Source organism: Trichococcus flocculiformis (assembly GCF_900113645.1).
GTDB classification, from domain to species: Bacteria; Bacillota; Bacilli; order Lactobacillales; family Aerococcaceae; genus Trichococcus; species Trichococcus flocculiformis.
The window spans coordinates 1-20,169 of record NZ_FOQC01000046.1 but is presented as its reverse complement, the minus strand read 5'-3'; the positions used below and the strand labels follow the sequence as shown (position 1 = coordinate 20,169).

At 47.0% G+C, this 20,169-nt stretch carries 23 protein-coding genes and 1 pseudogene; 15 read left to right on the top strand and 9 right to left on the bottom strand.

From position 1 onward, the window contains the following. The first annotated feature begins 390 nt into the window (after positions 1–390). Complete coding sequence (locus tag BMZ71_RS11910; protein ID WP_177187608.1) at positions 391–1,113, top strand: RibD family protein; 723 nt, start codon at positions 391–393, stop codon at positions 1,111–1,113. A 101-nt stretch (positions 1,114–1,214) separates the two neighbouring features. On the opposite strand, the gene BMZ71_RS11905 is transcribed toward BMZ71_RS11910, so the two are convergent. Then, positions 1,215–1,583 (bottom strand): VOC family protein, encoded by a 369-nt coding sequence (locus tag BMZ71_RS11905; RefSeq protein ID WP_086990065.1) that lies wholly within the window; start codon positions 1,581–1,583, stop codon positions 1,215–1,217. A gap of 180 nt (positions 1,584–1,763) precedes the next feature. Between BMZ71_RS11905 and BMZ71_RS11900 the strand changes: the two genes are divergently transcribed. Next, positions 1,764–2,450, top strand: a complete 687-nt coding sequence (locus BMZ71_RS11900; RefSeq protein ID WP_072763807.1) for a CBS domain-containing protein — start codon at positions 1,764–1,766, stop codon at positions 2,448–2,450. 259 nt (positions 2,451–2,709) lie between these two features. Here BMZ71_RS11900 and BMZ71_RS11895 read toward each other — a convergent pair whose 3' ends face one another. Next, positions 2,710–4,149, bottom strand: coding sequence for a SulP family inorganic anion transporter (locus BMZ71_RS11895; RefSeq protein WP_086990069.1), 1,440 nt, complete (start codon positions 4,147–4,149; stop codon positions 2,710–2,712). A gap of 233 nt (positions 4,150–4,382) precedes the next feature. Here BMZ71_RS11895 and BMZ71_RS11890 point away from each other — a divergent pair, with 233 nt between their 5' ends. Next, on the top strand, positions 4,383–4,676 hold the full coding sequence (locus tag BMZ71_RS11890) for a helix-turn-helix domain-containing protein (protein WP_086990072.1): 294 nt from the start codon (positions 4,383–4,385) through the stop codon (positions 4,674–4,676). A 63-nt stretch (positions 4,677–4,739) separates the two neighbouring features. On the opposite strand, the gene BMZ71_RS11885 is transcribed toward BMZ71_RS11890, so the two are convergent. Then, positions 4,740–5,543, bottom strand: coding sequence for a Cof-type HAD-IIB family hydrolase (locus tag BMZ71_RS11885; RefSeq protein ID WP_086990074.1), 804 nt, complete (start codon positions 5,541–5,543; stop codon positions 4,740–4,742). Positions 5,544–5,745: 202 nt separating this feature from the next. Between BMZ71_RS11885 and BMZ71_RS11880 the strand changes: the two genes are divergently transcribed. Both BMZ71_RS11880 and BMZ71_RS11875 read left to right on the top strand, forming a co-directional pair. Further along, positions 5,746–5,988, top strand: coding sequence for a hypothetical protein (locus BMZ71_RS11880; RefSeq protein WP_068561522.1), 243 nt, complete (start codon positions 5,746–5,748; stop codon positions 5,986–5,988). Between the two features lie 24 nt (positions 5,989–6,012). After that, on the top strand, positions 6,013–6,324 hold the full coding sequence (locus tag BMZ71_RS11875; protein ID WP_143071436.1) for a hypothetical protein: 312 nt from the start codon (positions 6,013–6,015) through the stop codon (positions 6,322–6,324). On the opposite strand, the gene corA is transcribed toward BMZ71_RS11875, so the two are convergent. Beyond that, positions 6,325–7,278 (bottom strand): magnesium/cobalt transporter CorA, encoded by a 954-nt coding sequence (gene corA / locus BMZ71_RS11870; protein ID WP_086990080.1) that lies wholly within the window; start codon positions 7,276–7,278, stop codon positions 6,325–6,327. A gap of 146 nt (positions 7,279–7,424) precedes the next feature. Here corA and BMZ71_RS11865 point away from each other — a divergent pair, with 146 nt between their 5' ends. Both BMZ71_RS11865 and BMZ71_RS11860 read left to right on the top strand, forming a co-directional pair. Then, positions 7,425–8,228, top strand: a complete 804-nt coding sequence (locus BMZ71_RS11865; protein ID WP_086990083.1) for an HAD-IIB family hydrolase — start codon at positions 7,425–7,427, stop codon at positions 8,226–8,228. A gap of 131 nt (positions 8,229–8,359) precedes the next feature. Next, positions 8,360–8,743 carry a MerR family transcriptional regulator gene (locus tag BMZ71_RS11860; protein WP_177187609.1) on the top strand — a complete coding sequence of 128 codons (384 nt, stop codon included), beginning with the start codon at positions 8,360–8,362 and terminating at the stop codon, positions 8,741–8,743. Between the two features lie 74 nt (positions 8,744–8,817). Here the strand turns inward: BMZ71_RS11860 and BMZ71_RS11855 are convergent, their stop codons facing one another. Continuing rightward, positions 8,818–9,273, bottom strand: a complete 456-nt coding sequence (locus BMZ71_RS11855; RefSeq protein WP_086990088.1) for an OsmC family protein — start codon at positions 9,271–9,273, stop codon at positions 8,818–8,820. Between the two features lie 204 nt (positions 9,274–9,477). On the opposite strand from BMZ71_RS11855, the gene BMZ71_RS11850 reads away from it, so the two are divergent. Next, positions 9,478–9,825 carry a hypothetical protein gene (locus tag BMZ71_RS11850; RefSeq protein ID WP_086990091.1) on the top strand — a complete coding sequence of 116 codons (348 nt, stop codon included), beginning with the start codon at positions 9,478–9,480 and terminating at the stop codon, positions 9,823–9,825. A gap of 93 nt (positions 9,826–9,918) precedes the next feature. Here the strand turns inward: BMZ71_RS11850 and BMZ71_RS11845 are convergent, their stop codons facing one another. Both BMZ71_RS11845 and BMZ71_RS11840 read right to left on the bottom strand, forming a co-directional pair. Continuing rightward, the gene (locus BMZ71_RS11845; protein ID WP_086990094.1) at positions 9,919–10,152 is read right to left on the bottom strand and encodes a hypothetical protein; all 234 of its coding nucleotides are present in this window, start codon (positions 10,150–10,152) and stop codon (positions 9,919–9,921) included. Between the two features lie 156 nt (positions 10,153–10,308). Further along, positions 10,309–10,866, bottom strand: coding sequence for a LysR family transcriptional regulator substrate-binding protein (locus tag BMZ71_RS11840; RefSeq protein ID WP_177187607.1), 558 nt, complete (start codon positions 10,864–10,866; stop codon positions 10,309–10,311). Between the two features lie 34 nt (positions 10,867–10,900). On the opposite strand from BMZ71_RS11840, the pseudogene BMZ71_RS11835 reads away from it, so the two are divergent. After that, positions 10,901–11,137: pseudogene (locus tag BMZ71_RS11835) on the top strand (L-lactate MFS transporter); the annotation flags it as partial. 311 nt (positions 11,138–11,448) lie between these two features. Here the strand turns inward: BMZ71_RS11835 and BMZ71_RS11830 are convergent. Then, a complete protein-coding gene (locus BMZ71_RS11830) occupies positions 11,449–12,003 on the bottom strand; it encodes a plasmid pRiA4b ORF-3 family protein (protein WP_177187606.1) in 555 nt (184 codons plus the stop codon). A 158-nt stretch (positions 12,004–12,161) separates the two neighbouring features. Between BMZ71_RS11830 and BMZ71_RS11825 the strand changes: the two genes are divergently transcribed. The 6 genes from BMZ71_RS11825 (at position 12,162) to BMZ71_RS11800 (ending at position 18,907) form a co-directional block, all read left to right on the top strand. Beyond that, on the top strand, positions 12,162–12,500 hold the full coding sequence (locus tag BMZ71_RS11825; RefSeq protein WP_086990100.1) for a thioredoxin family protein: 339 nt from the start codon (positions 12,162–12,164) through the stop codon (positions 12,498–12,500). Positions 12,501–12,616: 116 nt separating this feature from the next. Beyond that, complete coding sequence (locus BMZ71_RS11820; RefSeq protein ID WP_086990103.1) at positions 12,617–14,365, top strand: sensor histidine kinase; 1,749 nt, start codon at positions 12,617–12,619, stop codon at positions 14,363–14,365. Positions 14,366–14,367: 2 nt separating this feature from the next. Then, positions 14,368–15,102, top strand: a complete 735-nt coding sequence (locus BMZ71_RS11815; protein WP_086990135.1) for a LytTR family transcriptional regulator DNA-binding domain-containing protein — start codon at positions 14,368–14,370, stop codon at positions 15,100–15,102. A 157-nt stretch (positions 15,103–15,259) separates the two neighbouring features. Next, positions 15,260–16,765 (top strand): carbon starvation CstA family protein, encoded by a 1,506-nt coding sequence (locus BMZ71_RS11810; RefSeq protein WP_086990106.1) that lies wholly within the window; start codon positions 15,260–15,262, stop codon positions 16,763–16,765. A 227-nt stretch (positions 16,766–16,992) separates the two neighbouring features. Then, a complete protein-coding gene (locus tag BMZ71_RS11805) occupies positions 16,993–17,373 on the top strand; it encodes a Na-translocating system protein MpsC family protein (RefSeq protein WP_198143327.1) in 381 nt (126 codons plus the stop codon). Between the two features lie 154 nt (positions 17,374–17,527). Next, on the top strand, positions 17,528–18,907 hold the full coding sequence (locus BMZ71_RS11800; protein ID WP_218142817.1) for an L-lactate MFS transporter: 1,380 nt from the start codon (positions 17,528–17,530) through the stop codon (positions 18,905–18,907). A 273-nt stretch (positions 18,908–19,180) separates the two neighbouring features. Here BMZ71_RS11800 and BMZ71_RS11795 read toward each other — a convergent pair. Beyond that, positions 19,181–20,169, bottom strand: a 989-nt coding sequence (locus tag BMZ71_RS11795) for an IS1380 family transposase (RefSeq protein WP_093234148.1), incomplete at its 5' end; no start/stop codon positions are given.

Below are 20,169 nucleotides of genomic sequence, written 5' to 3'. Positions count from 1 at the left end.
TTTTCACACCTTTTGGGTGTGAAAGTGAAATAAAGAATACGTTGATAGAACAAGATTTCAAGGTGTTTTCTGAAAACCTATGAATAATTCAGGATTGAGTATAATGAGTCGATCATTGAAGATAATATTTTTTTTGGATTGAAGAATGATTACACGGAAACCGAGATAAATCAATATGTGGCAGAGGAAAAGGAAGAATTGCGACGCCTAAAAAAACACCTGAAAGATAATGGTTTGGTCGAATATGACAATGTAACACAGATGTATGTACGAAAGTAGAAACATGATTTGATAGATGTGGGCCAAATTTGCGCTTTCTTATTGACTTCACCTTACTTAAAGGGATTATGATAGAGTCCGCGATGAATTTTCAGAATGGAGGAAAAAGAAATGAACAGACCTTACAGAGTGATTTGCCACATGGCGATGTCGATAGACGGGCGCGCGGCGGGGCACTATTTAAGTGCGGTCGAATTCGGGCCGTACGGAAAGGCCTATGAGGATACGCTACAAGCTTACGGTTCGGACAATTGGATCTGCGGGCGGATCACGTTCGAGCAGCACATCACCCTCGGGAACAAAGTGGACCTGTCCATTTATTCGGATGAAGCCATCCCAAGGGAAGATTATATTCATCCGGCTGCCTTCAGCACTTACGCGATTGCGGTCGATCCGGAAGGGAAACTCGGCTGGCAAACGAATGTGATCGGTGACGAGTATCCGGAAAGAAGAGGCGACCATATCGTTACGATTTTGAGCGAGGCGGTCTCTGATCGGTATCTGGCCCATCTCAGGAAAGTGGGCGTTTCCTACATCTTTACAGGGAAGAGCAAACCATTGTCGATGACAGTCGCCTTGGACAAACTGCACAGCCATTTTGGCATCGAAACTTTCATGCTGGTCGGCGGAGGATTTGTGAACGGATCGTTCGCGAGCGAAGGCTTGGTCGATGAAATCAGCCTCATCATCGCTCCACTTATCGAAGGCATTTCCGATTCCGTTTCTTTATTCGAGTTCGGGAACAGTGTTGATCAGCGTATCCGGAAGTTCAGGCTTGATAAATTCGAGCGGATCGGTCCGGATGGCATCCGGCTGAATTATCTTTCGGAGTGAAACGAGGGTCATGCAGAACGAAAGAACCACCGGATCCAAGGCGTTTTGTCTTTGGATTCGGTGGTTCTTTGACTAAACTTTGTTCGGAGCGCGTAATCCGCTTATTCAGCCGCATCCCGGACGGCGAAGTAGTTCCCGTCCCTGTCAGGGAAGTTGAAAGTCCTGGAGCCGCCCATTTCGATGATCTCACCGACTGTCTCGTTGTTCTCCTTGAAGCGCGCATAAAGCTCATCGAAATCGGAGATGTCGAACAATAAGGAAGGTTTGTTGGAGGCCACTTCCGGTGAATTCTTTCTGATGAAATCGATATTGAAAAGCTGCAGATTGCACGTAGAGCTCACCGCCAGCACGATGCTGATGGAATCCCCAAAGTCATAACGCTCAACCTCCTTGAAATTGAGATAGTGTTTCCAAAAATCGGCATTCGCTTCTACATCCTCTACGTAAAGCATGATATTCGCTGTGGTCATATCATTTCCTCCGTTTCTTATCGATCATAATATCATTATACGCTCGGAGTAATTCGGAGGCCAATGTGAAGAACGGTTGCAGCAAGCGTCTTTGGATGAAAGGCTTTGGATTCGTATTTCCCGCTTTGACTTGTTAGAATAGAAGCATAACGAGATCAATTTGAGAGAGGGTGAAGGCGATTGAATAGCAATAACGAAGCATTTATGGGTTATTTCAATGATATCGAGAGTTTCTTCAACAAGACGTACAAGCCCAATCGCGGGAAATCCTACTATAGCTTTTATGAGTTGGTGGAGAACGCCGCGCGCTACGACAGTTTTGTGAAAAGGAAGCGGGATGACTTCCAGATACTAGGGGATCTGCGCAATTTCTTGAGCCACGGAAACCAAAGCGATCTGGTGCTCGTCAATGAGGAGTCACTGACTATGATCAAAGCAATCCATGAACAACTGTTGAAACCAAAGACGGCTTTCGACATCAAATCGGATGATGTGAAATTCTTCAAGGAAACTACCCCGCTATCCGCTGTCCTCGAAACGATCAGGAACACTGATTTGACGCAATTCCCGATTAAAGACGGAAAAGGAAAAGTGATGGGCTTGTTGACAGAAAATGGCATCACGCACTGGCTGTCCCAACATGCGCATGAGGCAACCGTGTCGATCGGCGGAACGCTGGCACGCGATATCCTTGTACTGGACGATAACAAGGATAATTTTGCCTTCGTCAAAAAAGATGCGAGCATTTATGAGGCGGAAGCGCTATTCGACAACCAAAAAATCGATGCATTGCTGGTGACGCACAGCGGCAAAAATACGGAAAATCTGCTTGGCATCATTACACGATTTGACCTGGTGGAAGTGTAGATAGATTTTAGTTCAGATAATACGACAAAGACAGGCTCCCCATTTTTGTGGGAAAGCCTGTCTTTTTTGGAACAGAGCGCCGAAATGTATACGCAGCTCCTGTGAGTGACCCCTTCGCCGGAGGCAACCTGTAACAATCAGCCTCACCTCCGATTAAGCTTGGTTCATCGGAGAACGCAACTCGGAATGATAGCCGTCCTCCGGCGAAGATCACGCTCGCCGGAGGAAGAAGATGATAAAAGGCCGCCTGTGAGTTTTCTTATTTTTCCGTGTGGATCGAAATCCGTTTGAAAAGAGCGGAACTTTGCGTGTTCGCACCGGTAAGCGTCGTTTTTACACCCCGTTTGTTGTTGCGGGTGATGAGCTTATCGATTGCTTCGACAGCAGTGGAATCCCATAGAGTCATGGCGCTGATGTCGATGACGATTTCTTCCTCCTGTTCGATCTCTTCAGCGAAAAAGTCCAGGAATTTTTCGGCAGAAGCGAAGTAAAGGTGGCCGTCCACTTTGTAGTGGTGATCATCATCAGCAGTCCCTGTTGCAACATGGAGATGGGACATTTTGAAAGCTGCGAAGACGGCGCTGACCAAAGTACCAGCTACGACACCGTAAGCCAAGTTGTGCGTTCCGATAACGATGGCGACGGTCAGGATCATTGCGAAGCTTTCGTTTTTAGGGTTCGTGCGCAAACGTTTGATCGAATCCCAATTGATGGTTTCAATAGAGACAACGACCATGACCGCCGCCAAAGCGACAACCGGAATCTGCACGACAGAACCGTTTAAAAGAACAACGGACAACAACATGAAGAATCCGGACAGGAAAGTCGCAAGACGGCCAAGGCCGCCGTAATTCAGGTTGATGATTGTTTGACCGATCATGCCACAACCGGCGATACCGCCGAAGAATCCGGAAACGACATTCCCGAGACCTTGGCTCAACGTTTCCTGATTTTTGTCGCTCTTCTCTTCAGTGATTTCATCGACCAATTGTGCAGTCAACAAGGACTCAACCAATCCGACGATAGCAACCGAAAGTGCAGTTGGGAAAATGATCCGCAAAGTTTCCAATTTCATCGGAACAGCCGGGATGCCGAAGCGCGGCAAATCCGTAGAGATGGAACCCATATCTCCCAACGTTTTCACATCCAAGCCAAAACCCAGGACAATCGCGGTGATGACCAAGATCGCAACGATAGGCGCAGGGATTTTCTTCGTGACTCTAGGGAAAAGGAAGATGATCGCGATTCCCAACAGTCCCAGGAGCGGCAAAAGCAGGCTGCCTCGGAAATGATCCAATTGCGAAGTGAACATCATGATCCCCAAGCCGTTTACAAAACCGGTCATGACAGGCTTCGGAATGTAGCGCATCAAGGTGCCTACCTTTAAGAAGCCAAGCGCGACCTGCAGGATACCTGCCAAAATCGTAGCAGCAAAAAGGTACTGGATGCCGTATTCAGCGACCAGATGGGCCAGGACCAAGGCAACTGACCCAGCAGCGGCTGAAATCATGCCTTTGCTGGAGCCGAAAAAGGCTGCGATGGCTGTGATGAAAAAAGTGGCGTATACTCCGACAATCGGTGGCACCCCTGCGACGATCATGAAGCCGATGACTTCTGGGAAAAGCGCCAGACAGACGACGATACCGGCTAGGATATCCCCTCTGATATTGCCGAACCATTCTTGCTTGTATTGTTGCATAAATACCTTCCTTCTTGAAAAAATAGTGTCTATTTTGATTTAAAAAATTATTGAACGTGCTCACAAAAACATATGTTAACACATAACAGAATAAAGGGGAATAAAAATTTATTCATAGGTGTATATTTTGAATGATACGTTTAAAAAAGAGTTAAAAAGCTTTAAATTTTAAGCTGGGGTGTGCTAGTATGTAAAAAGAAAAGTTGAATCAAAGGAAAGAGGATCAGATACGCATGGAAGTAGGCAGTCGCATTCAGGAATTACGCAAACTGAACAAAATAACGGCGAAAGAGTTGGCTGAGCAGATCGACGTTTCGCCTTCCTTCATTTCAGCCATCGAACACAATTCGACTAAATTGTCCTTGAAGACGCTCAACCATATCTGTGAGGTACTTGGGGTCACCTTGGCGGAATTTTTCAATATGGAAATGAGCCCTGTGGAAAAGAAACTGACTGCTCAAATCAAAAAAATGCCGGAAGAGAAAAAGTATGAATTATTGGCCTTTTTGACAGGCTTGATTTCCTGATAAGAATAGAAAGGGAAGATGCATCCCGCTTCAATATGAGGCGGGGACATCTTCCTTTTTCGTTTACTCCATTTCGAGCAGTGGTTCGATTGCAGCCAACACGCCTTCTTCGTTGTTCGAAAGGGTACAGAATTTGGCGACCTTTTTGACGTCATCGGCCGCGTTCGCCATCGCGAAACTGTAGGCCACATGCTCCAACATCTCGATGTCATTCCCGCTGTCTCCGAATGCGGCGGTCTCCTCATCGGAGATGCCCCATAGCTTTTGAAGTAACTGGATACCGGAAGCTTTATGCATGCCCGGAATGATGAGGTCGATGGATCCATGGCCGGTCGATACCGGGGAGACGACATCGCCTATTTCGCGTGTGAAGTGCTCCAAGAGGGCAGAGACTTCATCTTCAGCGAAGCCTGATGCAAATTTGAAGATGATGTCATCTATTTCGGAAAAAGAATCCACACGCTTCAAGCGATGATAGAAGCGTTTCGTATTTTGGTAGAAGTAATCGGAAACGGAACTGTCGACATAGGCACTGTTTTTGCCGCAAACGACCAATTTTGAATAGGCATCCAACTCCTTGAAGATCCGGAGCACTTTATCGATGGTCTCTTGCGTCATCTCACCGATGGCCAGTTCTTTGTTGCAATCCACGACGAAAGCGCCATTTTCCGCTACAAAAGCAATATTATCCTGTATTTCAGGGAAAAAAGAACGCAGTTGGTAGTATTGGTTTCCGCTGGCTACGACAAAACGGATATCCTTTTCGAGCATGCGTTTGTATAGGGCATCAAAGCGTTCCTTGTTGAACTTTTTCCTGCTGTCCAGGAATGTTCCGTCCATATCGACGGCGATCAGTTTGATGGGCATGGCGAATCTTCCTTTCGTTGGATGCGAGCGTTTTCCGGTTGGAGCCATCAGCTTTTAACATCCGCTTATGTTTAAAACATCTTAACATGTTCCCTTATTATTCCCAAAAGGAAAAGAATGCTTTGAGCGGTTTTTCCGATAAGGAAACAGTTGACAAAAAGAACGCATGTTCGTATTATAAGTGTTAAAGGATGTGACTGATATGGAAAATGGGATTTGCCTGAAAGGCTCAGTGGAAAAGATCAAAATTCTCAAACTGGAAGAGACGCCACTGATCCGCTTCACGCTGACGGTGGACAAGGAAGAGAAACAGAATTGCCTGATTCGCGCGCACTCGCTGGATTTTTTGTATCAGGTCACCGAAGGGAACGCAATCGTAATTTATGGTAGGAAGAACAAGCGCAATCAAGTCGTGGTGCAGAAATATCATGTAAATCAAAAATGATGGCTGATGGATAGGGTGAGGAAAATGAGGTTGATGCAAAAAGGAATCTGGAGAAAAAAGTTGGATGTCGCTGATCTGTTGGAACGAAAAGGCTGCTATGAGTTCACACTGTTGGAGGATAAGCTTTCCGTCAGGGAGGAGCTGTTTGAAATTTGGTGGTATGCCTATGGTGGAAACAATCATATTTTGGCAAAAAGCAAACGTTATCCAACCCGTCTCTATTTCATTTTGCTGGAGCCAGGCGATCTGTTCGCGGTGGATGATTTCCGCAGCTATCTGGAAACAGGGGAATTGAAGCATCCTGTCGCCACCTATTACAAGAGAAACGGCCGGTAATCAGAACCAGCCGTTTTTCTTGAACCAGCGATACATCGCCAAACCGATTCCAAACATCAGACCGATAGCCAAAAAGTAGCCGTATTTCCAAGTCAATTCCGGCATATGTTCAAAGTTCATCCCATAGATGCCGGCGATCAACGTCAAAGGCGAGAAAATGGAAGTAATGATGGTAAGCACCTTCATCACATTATTGGTCTGATGGGAGTTCAGCGATAGATAGCTGTCGCGCATATCTGTCGTCACCTCGCGGTTTGAAGTAATCATCTCGGATACCTTCAGCAGGTCATCGTGGATATCCGAAAAATAACTCCGTCTTTTGCGGACGCCCTCGAGATGCTGAGAATTCAGCATCCGATAAAGCAGATCCCGCATCGGATTGACGGTCTGCATCAGACCCAGCAGAAGATGCCGAGATTCCATCAATTCTGGTATGAATGCGGCAGTCGTTTTGTTCAGATTATCCTCTTCAAGTTGAGCCAACCTGTCTTCGATGTCGTGGATTAAAGGGAAATAATTATCCACAATCTGATCAAGGATTCTGTAAAAAATAAAGTACGGGTCCCAGTTTTCGGCATTATGTTGGGTCAACAATTGTTTCTGCACATAGGCTACTTCTTTTGAGTGAGCGAGTTGAAAAGTGACGATGAGTTTTTCACTGACAAAGAAGTCCAACTCTTCTTTGAAGAGGTCTCTACCTTCTTCGCGAACGTGATGCGTCACATAAAATGTGTAATCGTCATAATAATCCAGCTTCGGACGCTGCAGTATCTGCAGGCAGTCTTCGATAGCGAGTGGGTGGAAATGGAAGGTCTTCTCGAGATATTTTACTTCGGAGGGGCTAGGTTCATTGAAGTCGGCCCAGATCCATTTGTAGGCTGAAAGGTCGGTCGCATCCAAATCGATGTCTGTGTGGACGAGATTGTCAGCTGTGATGCCGATAACTGTTATCATATAATTGCACCTTCTTTACGAGTGATTTCAATATCCATTATACGGGAAATGCATTGCCGATGCCATTTTTGGGTCATTCAGCATTCCAGTAGCAGAGAAATGTGCGATAATGGGAGCAAGAAGACAAACGGAATGGAGGACATCGGATGATCAAGTTGATTTTGACTGATATGGACGGCACTTTCCTGAACAGTCAAGGAGATTTCAATAGGGAACTTTTCAAGCAGGTCAAGCAATTGATGACGGAACAAGAGGTCGTCTTTGCGCCCTGCACAGGCAAGCAGAGTGAGCGCGTCGAGGAAATATTCGGCGAAGATGCCGCTGATTTTTGGATCCTGGGGGACAGTGCTTCGCGGATCAAACGCAATGGTGCAGTCGTCTATGAATCTTTATTGGAGAATCGGACAGGTCGTGCCATCCTGCGCGAACTGGAAGAGATGCAGCTTGGGCATACGCTGATTGCTTGTACGAAAGAAGCCGCCATGATCAAAACTGATCTGTCGCCCGAAGAATCTGCAGCTGTCAGGAGATCCTACAAAAAAGTAGTTACGGTGGCGGATTTCGGGAGCATCGAGGATGATTTCATCAAAATCACGGTGCGCGATATGCAAGAGCGCTGCATCGAGACTGCTGAAAAACTGGCTGCTTTTCGCAATCGGGCGCATATCGTCGCTTCGGAAAAGGCCTGGCTGGACATCACCGATTTGAACGTGCATAAAGGGAGCACAGTCGCCCATCTGCAGGAGCTGCTGCAGGTCACCCCGGAAGAAACGATGGTGTTCGGAGACGGAATGAACGACATCGAAATGATGAAGAGCGGAAGATACAGTTTCGCTGTGCGGAATGCTTACCCGATTATCAAGGACACGGCGGCCTTCACCACGGGCAGGACGAATGATGAAGATGCGGTGTCGCACACGATCCTTCAGTTGCTTGCGTTGCAAGGGTAGCGGTTTATTGAAGAGGGTTAGTCCCCCGTTGCCCGAAGATTCCATTTGACTTGGAGTCCACTCCAAGGTGTAGGATACAATTGAAGCTAACTGTCAGGATAAGTTTTGATGCCGAAAGGATGGATAAGATGATAAACATAAAGAAAGCCAGCGAGGAAACGGGTGTATCGGCCGATACGATCCGCTACTATGAGCGGATCGGTCTGATTCCGCCGATCAAAAGAAACGAAAACGGGGTCCGTGAATTTGATGAAGAAGATCTGAAGTGGATCGCCTTCAGTCGCCAGATGCGCAATGCGGGCTTATCGATCGAATCTTTGATCGAATATCTCGCACTCTTCCGCAGCGGTGAAGAGACTGTTCCGGCAAGGATGGATCTTTTGGTCGAACAACAGCATGAACTGCAGGAACGGATTGATGTGATGCAGCAGGCAATGGAACGGCTGACATTCAAAATCGAAAATTATACAAGTCATATGGTTCCGAGTGAAAACAAATTGAGGGAATTCAAGTGATTCAAGCCTAAAAAGCTCCCGTCAAAACATTGCAGCTATACAGCGATGTTTTGACGGGAGCTTTTGCATTTCTTCTAGTTGGTTCGGATCCATTGGGTCGACATGTCGACGCCCGCATCCAGCATGAGATTATAGACGGGACACCTTCTTTCAACTTCAGCCGCCAGCTTCTCGATGGCTTCGTCGGTTTCATCGGTCTCGATATGGTTCACGAGCGTGACTTCCTGGAAGTAGGTCCGTATATCATCTTCCCCAGCAAAACCGCGCGGGTCAAAAGTGCCTTCCACCGTGAAAGACAGACCGCTGTAGGAGAAACCTTGTTGTTCGGAAACATAATAGGCGATGATCGAGGTGCAGCCTGCCAGCGAACCCAAAAGATACTCCAGCGGATTCGGACCTTTGTTGTCGCCGCCCATCCGTTCCGATTCATCGACAAAAAATTCGGGCAGATTGCGGACTTTTACCGTAGTGGTGATGCCATTGTGCGATTGACCAGTGATCCTCAGTTTCGATAATTTTGTTTCTGTCATCTGGATAACCCCGTTTCTGTTTTTTTGGTAGCGCTTACTTATTTATTTTATCACAGCAGCTCGGTATAGGCTTACCAGAAGCTCTGATCCGCCCCGGGCAGGATATCCAAAATAGCCCGCGAGTGGTATACTATTCCTGAAGAGAAAGTTGCTGACAGGTAAATGTTTGCTCACGTTTATTCATGAAGAAAAGGGGTTTTTTCAATGGAAAAAAAGGATTTGGATCTTATATTGGCTAATTTTGGACCGGAAAAGGAATTCATCGGCGATGGCTATTTCCGTATCCGCGACAAGGGCAATGAGCATTATGAGATCGCTTATCTTGTATCCGCCTGTTGTGGAACAACGAATTACTTCCCACAGATTACGGTTCATGTCGAAGGCGATAGAGTGGTTCCCGACTCCTTACTGGATCTGGTATCCAATCCGGCAAAAATGCTCAGTTATTCACCTGAGACGAGTGCTGTGATGGAAGAGGAATTGGATAAACTCTGCCAAAAGTTTTTGGATATCAAAGGGTTGAAAACAGCAAACGCCGGAACACCAGACTGATCTCTGGTGTTTTTTATATTAGTTTGAAAAAAGAGCAAGTGAGTGCGTCATTTCCGCACTCACTTGCTCTTTTTTTGATTTTTTTCGTTTGGATCAATAAGGCTTTGCCGCTTCAAACGAGCCTTTGATGACACGATTGCAGTCTCCGCACTTCAGCCAGTGGCCAAGATCGTTGCTTTCCTGATAAACACTCGAGGGCTTCTTGCATTGGCAGTAAAGGATTTCGGTTTCTTGAGGGGGATCTTCGGGAATGATATCCAGATAGGGTTCTTCCATTAACCAAGTGGCATCGATAGAATCGTGGTTATCTTTTGGTAGTTTATCCATGATAATCCCTCCTATGGGTAAGTTGTACGTTCTTGTACGCAAAGTTTAAGGAGCATCTTTGCTCACTTTGATGATACAACTTCTGCTGCCGAAGGCCAAATGATATGGTTCCGAATGGAATAAGCGGAGCCCATTTTCTTATGCAGATGCTAATTTTCAAATGGAATCGCTGTAGGCTTTCGTCAATTCCTTCGCCATATCGATCATGGCCAAGTCGACTGAGGAAAGTGTCTTTTCTTTGCTGTAGGCGATGAAATAACGGGTGCGGACGATGCTAGTTTCGATATAAAAAATATTGTAGCTGTCCATCAATTCGCTGTTATTTAGCGCACTCTTCGGCAGAAAAGTCAGTCCCATCCCTTTTCTCGCAAGCGCTGCTGCGGTTGAAATGTTCTGCGATTCCATGACGACATCCGCTTTGATGTCCAGATGCTTCAGGAATTCGTTTGCCTGTTTGCGGATCCCGGATTGGGAAGTGGTCAGCACATACTTTTCGTTCTTCAACAGGTTCAAAGGATAAGGGAATTTTTCGATTTCCTTCAAGCCGGGCTGATACAGCGGGCTCGTGTCCGGAACGATGACGCACCATTTGTCATCCGCAAGCATAGTGTAGGAAAGCTGTTCATTATGGATCGGCAGCATGCCTAAGTAGAGGTCGACTTTGTTTTCCAGCAGGTCCATTTCCGTCGTTTTGGCGTTGGGTTCTTTGAGCAAAGCTGTATTCGAAGGCGATGTCGAGAACGGATCGGTCATGGATAACTTCGGACCGAAATTCCAAGGCGTCAACTACGGTATCGTGTTCATCGGTTACTCGACAGCCGCTTTTGTTGCACCTAAAGTAACAGCGGGAATCGCTGCTGCGAACAACGGTGACTTCACTAAAGCTTTTTATGTCGCTATCGTGGTTGCGGTTGCAGGTTTGATCCTGGATCTTGTCTACAAGAAAAAAACAGCAACGAAAGCAATCACAGAAACAGCTCAATAAACAAAAACACCTTCTCGAACGCGAGAAGGTGTTTTTATTGAAATGATTTGTCTGATAACCGGGAGTTATCCGACATTGCGTGAGAATGTTCCACAGAAGTTGTCGGATTCTTCCGGGTTATCCGACAACTAGGCAGTCCCCGGTGTTGATTATGTCGGATTCTTCCGAGTTATCGGACAACCCGACAACCCGACAACCCGACAACCCTCGGGAAGGATTATGTCGAATAATTACGGATTATCCAACAAATAGAGACTGGTCACGCGGTTGATTTTGATTACTTGCAGATATTTCCTTTTGCAACAATGCCTTCAAATATGACCGCCGTCATCCTCCCATTCATCTTCGTCATCATCCAGAGCTACCCATTCATCTGCATCGAGCCCCGGCAGGCCTTCGCCAAGGCCGCTGACGTTCAGATAGGTCAATTCTTCATTGATCGCTTTCGCGATTTCCCCGGAATCTTTGTATGCGAGGTCGAGTGTGCCGTCCGTGATGTCCAGGCGGGTATGGTCTTCCTCAGGCGCCAGATTCTCGGCGCGCACGCAACGGGGATAGAGCACGTCATCCTTCGCCTCGAAGGCTTTTTGCAGGACGATTTCATGTTCCCAGTTCTCTTCCATGTTGTACGTGTAAATGATTTTATCGTCTTTTCCTTGGATGTGGTCCCGCAGACGATCGGCTTCTGCCAATGTATCCTTATGCGGCTGGGCAAACCGGAAAGTGTGCGGGTGGAGATCGGACCAATTGAATGCACTTTGGAGAATGAAATGCAGATCGGAGAAAGTGGTGTCGTCATCCAATTGTATATCCCGCCAAACCGGTATGCCGACATCCAAAAGTGTAATCCTGAGTTCGAACATCATCTGAAAAACCACCTTTTTTGTTTTCAGTATAACGTTTTCATAGAGCAAGTTCAAATAACAGGACATTCATCCATCAGTGCCTCAGAATCCGCAAAACGGACTTGTTACGATTGGTGTGCTATAATTACCGCAAAAATAAACAGGAAGAAGGTCAAATTGTGTTTTATCCAAATAATTTCCAACAAGCAACATCAATAGAAGAAATCCGTCGTTTTATCGCAGAGAATAAGCTGGCATTCGTATACATTTCCCGGACGAACTGCGGTGTCTGCCATGCGGTTCGACCGCAAGTGCAGGAGATGCTGGAGGAATTCCCCGCAATCAAAGCAATCCAGGCGAATGCCGATGACATCCCGGAAGTTGCGGGTGAATTCACCGTCTTCACCGTTCCGGCCTTGTTGCTTTTCGTTGAAGGCAAGGAAATGATCCGCGAAGCCCGCTTCGTGGTGATGGATGAGCTGCATCACCAATTCCAGCGGATCACGGATAACTTATGATAGCTTGATAAAGGAACGATAGCCTGAAGTGCAAAGCTTGGGCTATCGTTTTTTCTGCACAAATTAGATGTTTCTGGTGTAAACTGAAGATAATCATTTTCGGGAAAGGAGCGACCATGTTTAATTTATTCATTTTGATATTGGAGCGGGTCGGACTGATCATCATTTTGGCGTACCTATTAATGAACATTCATTATTTCAGGGACAAGTTGGGAGAACGCCAACGCTTGAGCACCAAATTGACGCTGATTATCGTATTCGGCATCTTCGCCGTCATCTCGAACTACACAGGTGTTGAAATCAGTCATGACCAAATCATATCCGATCAGGTGCTGATGAAGCTTTCGGAAGGCGCATCCTTGGCGAACACACGGGTGCTCACAATCGGCGTTGCCGGCTTGATCGGTGGGCCGTTGGTCGGCACATCCGTCGGCATCATCTCGGGCATTATCCGTTTCTTCCAAGGCGGGGAAGAGGCCTATATTTATGTGATTTCTTCCATCTTGATCGGGCTCATATCCGGTCTGTACGGCGCAAAAACGATGCGGAAAAATGCCTATCCGATGATAAAGGAAGGTTTTATGATCGGCGCCATAACGGAAGGCGTCCAGATGCTCAGCATCCTGGTGTTGAGCCGGAATCCTCAGGCGGCCTGGGATCTGGTGACGTTCATCGCGTTTCCGATGGTCCTCGTCAATAGCATGGGGACCGGTATTTTCCTTTCCATCATCGGCTCCACGCTGCGCCAAGTAGAACAGACGAAAGCGGTGCAAACGCATGATGTGCTCCAATTGGCGAATCGAACGATGCCATATTTCCGCTCCGGCATGAACGAAGCTTCTTGCACGGAAGCGGCCAAAATCATCCAACAATTGATGAAAGTATCCGCTGTCAGCATCACGAATACCGAACGGATTTTGGCCTATGTCGGTGCGGCCAGCGATCACCACATCGCCTCCAATGAAATATTGACCGAATTGTCCAAAGAAGTGCTGCGGACAGGTGAAATCAGGGAAGTCCATTCCCATGACGAAATCGGCTGCAACCATCCGGGCTGTCCCTTGCAAGCGGCGCTCGTCATCCCGCTGAAAGCGCAAGGGAAAACGATCGGCACTTTGAAGCTGTATTTCACGGATTCGGCCAAACTGACTTTTGTCGAAAGGCAGTTGGCGGAAGGTCTCGGCAATATCTTCTCCAGCCAGATCGAATTTGGGGAGATCGAACTGCAGAGCAAGCTGCTGCAGGATGCGGAAATCAAGTCCTTGCAGGCGCAAGTGAATCCACATTTCTTTTTCAACGCCATCAACACCGTTTCGGCCTTGATCCGGGTCGACAGTGAACAGGCGCGCAGGCTGCTGATCCAACTCAGCAATTTTTTCCGTGCCAATCTCCAGGGCGCCCGCACCAACTTGATTCCGCTGATGAAGGAACTTATGCAGGTAGAGGCCTATCGTTCATTGGAACAGGCCCGTTTCCCGGATCGCTACCAAGTCACTATTGCCGTCGAGGAAGGCTTGGAAGAAGTGCTGCTGCCGCCGTTCCTGATTCAGATTCTGCTGGAAAATGCATTCAAACATGCTTTCGGCAGCCGGAAAACCGACAATCGGGTGTGGATCGACGTGAGAAGCAGTCCCGATGGCGTGTTCATTTCCGTCCGGGACAACGGCGAAGGCATCGATACAAAGCGCTTGGAGAAACTGGGCAAAGAAGCCGTGCCGTCGCTGGAAGGCACAGGATCGGCATTGGATAATCTGAATAAACGGTTGACTAGTCTGTTCGGCGAATCGGCCAAATTGCATTTTGTATCTTCACCAACAGGAACGACCGTGCATTGCACGGTACCTTATCAAGAAAGGCAGGGATGAGTATGCGGGTATTGATTGTGGATGACGAACCATTGGCAAGGGATGAATTGGCTTACCTGCTGGAGAAATGCGAAGGCGTGAGCGCCATCACCCAAGCGGATTCGATCGAAGAAGCGCTCGGGACGATGCTGGAGGACCCGGTGGACCTGATTTTCTTGGATATTCACCTGACGAATGAGAGTGGCCTCTCACTGGCTGCTAAGATCAACAAACTGAAGAAGCCGCCGATGATCATTTTTGCCACTGCGTATGACGACTATGCCGTCAAAGCGTTTGAGCTGAATGCGACCGATTATGTCCTGAAGCCTTTTGAGCTGGACCGGATCCAGCAAGCGGTCAAAAAAGCCTACGGACAGTACCACAAGCAACAGATCGAAGAGCCGGAAACACCGAAGCAGAAGGATACTGGATTGCAGGTGTTGCCTATCCAGATGGACGAGCGGATCTATATACTGCAGGTCCCGGAAATCATTGCGATCGGAATCGAGAACGGCGAAACGACCATCTACACGAAAAATATGGAGTACATCATCCACGAACCGCTCAGTGCGCTCCAGAAAAAGATCAGCGGACAGTCGTTCCTGAGGGTTCACCGGGCCTTTCTAATCAATCTGAAGGAAATAAAGGAAATCCAACCATGGTTCAATCATACATTCCAACTGACGATGAGCAACGGCTTGAAGATACCCGTCAGCCGTTCTTATATGAAGGATTTTAAGGGAAAAGTAGGCATCTGATCCAAAAATAGATGAATTTCAAAACTGCAGGCGTGCAATTCAGCCTGCAGTTTTGTCGTTTCGGGCGCAAATGACCCAAAAGTTTCTTTTTCTCCAGTAAAGTAAGGGCATAGAAAAAACGTGTTGGCCGCACATTTATTTTGAAGGAGGAAAAAAGATGCTTACTTTACTTGGAGGAATCGCCTTACTGGTTCTAGGTTACTTTACTTATGGGCGCTACATCGAAAAGAACTTTTCCATCGATCCGGAAAGAACGACCCCCGCTGAAGCACTAAAGGACGGATACGACTTTGTCCCGATGTCCAAATCAAAAAATGCCATCATTGAACTGTTGAATATTGCTGGAACGGGTCCTATTTTCGGGCCGATTATGGGAGCGCTTTACGGTCCGGTCGCCTATATTTGGATCGTCGTGGGCTGTATCTTCGGAGGGGCCGTCCACGACTACATGATCGGGATGATTTCCTTGCGGAACGACGGTGCGCACTTGCCGGAGTTGGCCAGCAAATACTTGGGCAAACCGGTCAAACATGTCGTCAACATCTTCGCCATGCTGCTCTTGATGCTTGTGGCCACTGTGTTTGTCACTTCACCCGCCAATCTGATCGCCAGCATTACGCCTGATTGGATGACAATCGGCATCATCACCGTGCTGATTTTCGCTTACTATCTCATCTCAACCATCCTGCCGATCGACAAGGCGATGGGAAAAGTCTATCCTTGGTTCGGTGCAATTCTGATCATCAGTACGATCGCAATCGGCATCAGCTTGTTGACGGGCGGCCATAACTTGCCGGAATTGACGATGGGCGCTATGCAGAATTTCCATCCGAAAGGCACACCGATTTTCCCGGCCATCTTCTTTACGATTTCCTGTGGCGCCATTTCCGGTTTCCATGCGACCCAAGCGCCGATGGTTTCCCGGACGTCGACGAACGAGCGGGAAGGCCGCTTCCTTTTCTACGGCATGATGATCGCAGAGGGCGTCATCGCTATGATCTGGGCTGGAGCGTCCATGGCCTTGTTCGATGGTCAAACATTGAGCCAAATGATCGATGCCGGAACACCATCAGCTGTCGTCAACCAAGTTTCCACTATGTTATTGGGTAATGTCTTCGGTACGGTCGCTATCATCGGCGTCATCGTCTTGCCGATCTCTTCAGGACTTTCAGCATTCAGAAGTCTGCGGACAATTTTGGCTGACTACATGAACATCAAACAGGATTCAATGAAAAAAATCCTGATGATGACGATTCCGTTGTTTGTCATCTCGTTCTTCCTTACTAAAGTGGATTTCAACCTGATCTGGAGATACTTCAACTGGGCGAACCAAGTTACAGCCGTCATCGCTTTGCTGATGTCGACGCGTTACTTGTATCTTAAAAATAAAAATTACCTGGTTACCTTATTGCCTGCAACATTCATGCTTTATGCCTGTGTCGTCTATATCCTGAGCGAGCCGATCGGATTCCGGATGGGGCTGCAGACGGCCACTTACTTGGTCGGTCTGGTCGCAACTGTTGCAATCATGGCACTTTACTGGACAACCGGCGTGAAACAGAAGGTTGCTTTGAGTCCTGAATCGGAACTCTTGAACGATCATCTGCCGATCGGGACGTTTTCTTCTATTGACGCAGTACCGGCAGCGGTAGTAGCCGAATAGCCCTATCTTTCAATTGAAACCTTATTGACCAAAAAACTCCCCGTAGCCGCTATAGGCCATCAGGGGAGTTTTTTGCTGTAGTTGGATTTTCAAATCTTCTCCATCAGTTGCGGTGCCTGCCCTTTTCAGGGCAAAGGGATACTTGTTGACGACAATATATCGGTGTGCTATAGTTTTGGCTGTAAGAAACGTTTCCCAACTTTCAGATGATTTAGGGGTTGAAGCGCATGGCATACACGGGAAGTTCAATGACAAAAGGACAAATCGAATCGAAATTGAGCGAAGCGATCAGTAAGTTTGAAATTGAACAAATGGGTAGGGGACCGGAGAAAATACGGACCGTTATCTTTCAGGATTTGATCTTGATAAGACTGAATGGTTTCCTGAGTATATCTGAGAAAAACTTGGCCAAGAATCCAGGTGGAATCCAGATGATAAAAAATGCTCGAACCGCATTGTTTGAGAATGCGCGTAAAGAACTCGAAACGACAATCAAAACAGTGCTTGATGTGAATATCGTAAGTACCTATTCCGACGTCAGCACCAAGACGGGCGAAAAAATCATCGCAATAGTTGTCGACCAAGATATAGAAAAATTGATTAAGTGAATACGGAAGATGCAACGAAAGGCAAACAGCCAGTCGACGCGTAAGCCAATAATAAGTACTCCGCAGGGGGCTTGTTATTGGTTTTTTTTTGCAGATCGGCATGTCAGTAAGGGAATTTATCCGGAAATTATAAGGAAAGAAGGCAGGGATGCAGATGCAACAGAAAATGAGAGTAGAAAAGCAAGTGATGTCAAAGGCAAGGTGGCTGTATGTAATTTTGGGACTGGTGATTATGATGGCACTTGGGACGGTGTATTCCTGGAGTGTTTTCCGTCTGCCGGTGGAGGTGTTGTATGATGTCGGGACTGCCCAAAGTGGATTACCCTACATGACGGCGCTATTGTTTTACTCGCTGTTCATGTTTTTGACCGGGAGGTTTTTTAAGGATTGGAGTCCGCGCAAGACCATACTGACAGGAACCCTCTTGGTTTCTGTCGGCTGGATTTTATCGGCATTCGCCCCGAATATTCAGACGTTGACTATTGCGTATGGTGTGATCAGTGGCGCGGGGGTCGGGATTGCTTATGGGGCTCCGCTGACGGTAGTGACTAGATGGTTCCCGGAAAAAAAGGGTATCGTGATTGGGCTGGTGCTACTCGGATTTGGACTCTCGCCGTTGCTTACAGCGCCGATTGCTAGGGCGTTGGTCGAACAATACGGAGTGACGCAAACATTCCTCATCTTGGGAGTCGTCTTTGGAGTGCTGTTACCCGTGTTGGCAATGCCATTCAAGTATCCTGAAGCGGATTGCGTCGGGGAGGAGAAAGTCCTCGGGGCAGAGTCGAAGGAGAATGATATGGATAGCGCCGAAATGGTCAGATCCGCTAACTTCAAGGGGCTGTATTTCAATTTTATTATCGGAACGATGATTGGATTGATGATGATAGGGTTGACAAGCAACATCGGCATTGAATTGATAGGGATGGCGCAAAAGGATGTAGTGCTGTTTATATCCATATTTGCAGTGTTCAATGGTGTCGGGCGTCCCGTGTTCGGTTGGCTGACGGACAGGCTGTCGGCAAAGAAAGCGATGCTCTTTTCCTATGCTCAAATCATCCTGGCAGCATCTTTGATGTTGCTGGCAAAAAATGGCAGTATCGTTTTATTTTTCATCGCTTTTTCCATATTTTGGTTCAATGTTGGGGGGTGGTTGGCAATAGCGCCGACTGCCACTAATAACATGTACGGGCCGAAGCACTACAGCGAAAATTATGGTGTCGTATTTACAGCATACGGAATAGGTGCTGTTTTGGGTGTGGGCAGTTCAGGCCTGTTGCTGGATACTTTCCAGAATTTCGACTACATATTCTATTTGGTAATCGTTTCATGTCTGATCGGGTATCTTTTGACGTTGCTATTTTTTAAAGCGAAATTGGGAAACAAAACGAACCTGGCGACGGTAAGCTCCTTGTTTGATTCGGCTAGCCGCAACAATGGAGACCGTAGCGCTCCGTTGGATGAACTGCGCGAAACCAACAGTAAAGCGGAAGCTGGAATCGGCACTGTAAATGATCGGTTTCCGATTGAAACCTGAAACAATAAACAAAACTCCCTGAAGAGCTCTGCACTGTTGCAGGCACTTTGGGGAGTTTTTTTGACATATTATAGCCTGAATTATTCATACCAGCCCAAATCTTGATATGAACAATCCTATTTCATCTCCAGTATTTGATTTTTGGCAGAGCTGCTATTTTTTCTCTCTCAAAACGTCTCTTAGAGACGAAAAGAAGCACGGAGTGCGATTGTTATTGTGTTTTTGGGCATACTAATCCCTTTGTTCGAACGAATTTTTTAAATTAGCGGGCTCTTACCAAGACAAGGATTGGATTTGCCGTAAAATGTGGAAAAATTCGTCTTGGTAGACATGATGGGTGCTGAGTTTTAGCATCATGCGTCTTCCGCTGTGGATCAGTTTCCCGGCAATCTTGAAAAACCGAAGACGAATACTCTGTATCTGTAGGCCTTTGGCCTTTTCTGGGAAAGCTAGTGTACGCATAAAGTTGTTGATGTTGTAGGAAAGCAAGCTGACCATCATGCGAACAGCATTCTCCAAGAAATGAGAACTGTCCGTCTTATCGAAGAAGAAACCATTCTTCGCTTCCTTGATGAAATTCTCCATGGTACCTCTCTTCCAATACGTTTGATAGACTTGTTCAGCCGAGACAGCATCGGAAAGATTGGTGATAATGAATTCATGGTTAAAAATCAGTTCATTAGCTGCCCTGACGGAACGAATACAAACCCTACGGTCATGCTTCCAAGTGCCGGCTTGATAGCGAGTCGAGTAGAAATGTTCTTCACGCTGACTCCATTCAGTTTCATCCCCAACTTGAACAAACTCTTCCGCCATCTTGAATAAGCGGCGATTTCGCTTGAGTCGAATGACGTACTGATGCTCTTTTTCTTCACAGAGGTCATACAGTTCTGGTGCTGCAAAGCCACTATCTGCTCGAACAAGAATGGTGCTGACTGGAACAGTCTGATTATAGTGTTCAAGAAGCGGATTCAAAAAATCGGCTGCTCCGGTTGAGCAGTATGTGTTTCCGGAACGCAGTTCCGCCTTCAGAAAGTCCTTGGTCAGACCATCGAAGGCAACGAGCGGGTGATAACCGGTTGTTTGATAATGTGTGTTGAAGGCCGTTTCTTCTTGATTGCCGTAGGTGTCACTATATGTGGAATCCAAATCTAATACCATTTCTGTTGCATTACGTTGTATGCGTACCTTATCCAGCATTGCTTGATTGAGCGCTTGTAGCTGCACAAGTGCATCGGGACTCTCACTAATGCGATCCCAAA

What these genes read in the sequence shown, in the direction of transcription:
- BMZ71_RS11910 (WP_177187608.1), top strand. Translation starts at nt 391, where the DNA reads ATGAACAGACCTTACAGAGTGATTTGCCACATGGCGATGTCGATAGAC.
- BMZ71_RS11905 (WP_086990065.1), bottom strand. Translation starts at nt 1,583, where the DNA reads ATGACCACAGCGAATATCATGCTTTACGTAGAGGATGTAGAAGCGAAT.
- BMZ71_RS11895 (WP_086990069.1), bottom strand. Translation starts at nt 4,149, where the DNA reads ATGCAACAATACAAGCAAGAATGGTTCGGCAATATCAGAGGGGATATC.
- BMZ71_RS11890 (WP_086990072.1), top strand. Translation starts at nt 4,383, where the DNA reads ATGGAAGTAGGCAGTCGCATTCAGGAATTACGCAAACTGAACAAAATA.
- BMZ71_RS11885 (WP_086990074.1), bottom strand. Translation starts at nt 5,543, where the DNA reads ATGCCCATCAAACTGATCGCCGTCGATATGGACGGAACATTCCTGGAC.
- BMZ71_RS11880 (WP_068561522.1), top strand. Translation starts at nt 5,746, where the DNA reads ATGGAAAATGGGATTTGCCTGAAAGGCTCAGTGGAAAAGATCAAAATT.
- BMZ71_RS11875 (WP_143071436.1), top strand. Translation starts at nt 6,013, where the DNA reads ATGAGGTTGATGCAAAAAGGAATCTGGAGAAAAAAGTTGGATGTCGCT.
- corA (WP_086990080.1), bottom strand. Translation starts at nt 7,278, where the DNA reads ATGATAACAGTTATCGGCATCACAGCTGACAATCTCGTCCACACAGAC.
- BMZ71_RS11865 (WP_086990083.1), top strand. Translation starts at nt 7,425, where the DNA reads ATGATCAAGTTGATTTTGACTGATATGGACGGCACTTTCCTGAACAGT.
- BMZ71_RS11855 (WP_086990088.1), bottom strand. Translation starts at nt 9,273, where the DNA reads ATGACAGAAACAAAATTATCGAAACTGAGGATCACTGGTCAATCGCAC.
- BMZ71_RS11850 (WP_086990091.1), top strand. Translation starts at nt 9,478, where the DNA reads ATGGAAAAAAAGGATTTGGATCTTATATTGGCTAATTTTGGACCGGAA.
- BMZ71_RS11845 (WP_086990094.1), bottom strand. Translation starts at nt 10,152, where the DNA reads ATGGATAAACTACCAAAAGATAACCACGATTCTATCGATGCCACTTGG.
- BMZ71_RS11830 (WP_177187606.1), bottom strand. Translation starts at nt 12,003, where the DNA reads ATGATGTTCGAACTCAGGATTACACTTTTGGATGTCGGCATACCGGTT.
- BMZ71_RS11820 (WP_086990103.1), top strand. Translation starts at nt 12,617, where the DNA reads ATGTTTAATTTATTCATTTTGATATTGGAGCGGGTCGGACTGATCATC.
- BMZ71_RS11815 (WP_086990135.1), top strand. Translation starts at nt 14,368, where the DNA reads ATGCGGGTATTGATTGTGGATGACGAACCATTGGCAAGGGATGAATTG.
- BMZ71_RS11810 (WP_086990106.1), top strand. Translation starts at nt 15,260, where the DNA reads ATGCTTACTTTACTTGGAGGAATCGCCTTACTGGTTCTAGGTTACTTT.
- BMZ71_RS11805 (WP_198143327.1), top strand. Translation starts at nt 16,993, where the DNA reads ATGGCATACACGGGAAGTTCAATGACAAAAGGACAAATCGAATCGAAA.
- BMZ71_RS11800 (WP_218142817.1), top strand. Translation starts at nt 17,528, where the DNA reads ATGCAACAGAAAATGAGAGTAGAAAAGCAAGTGATGTCAAAGGCAAGG.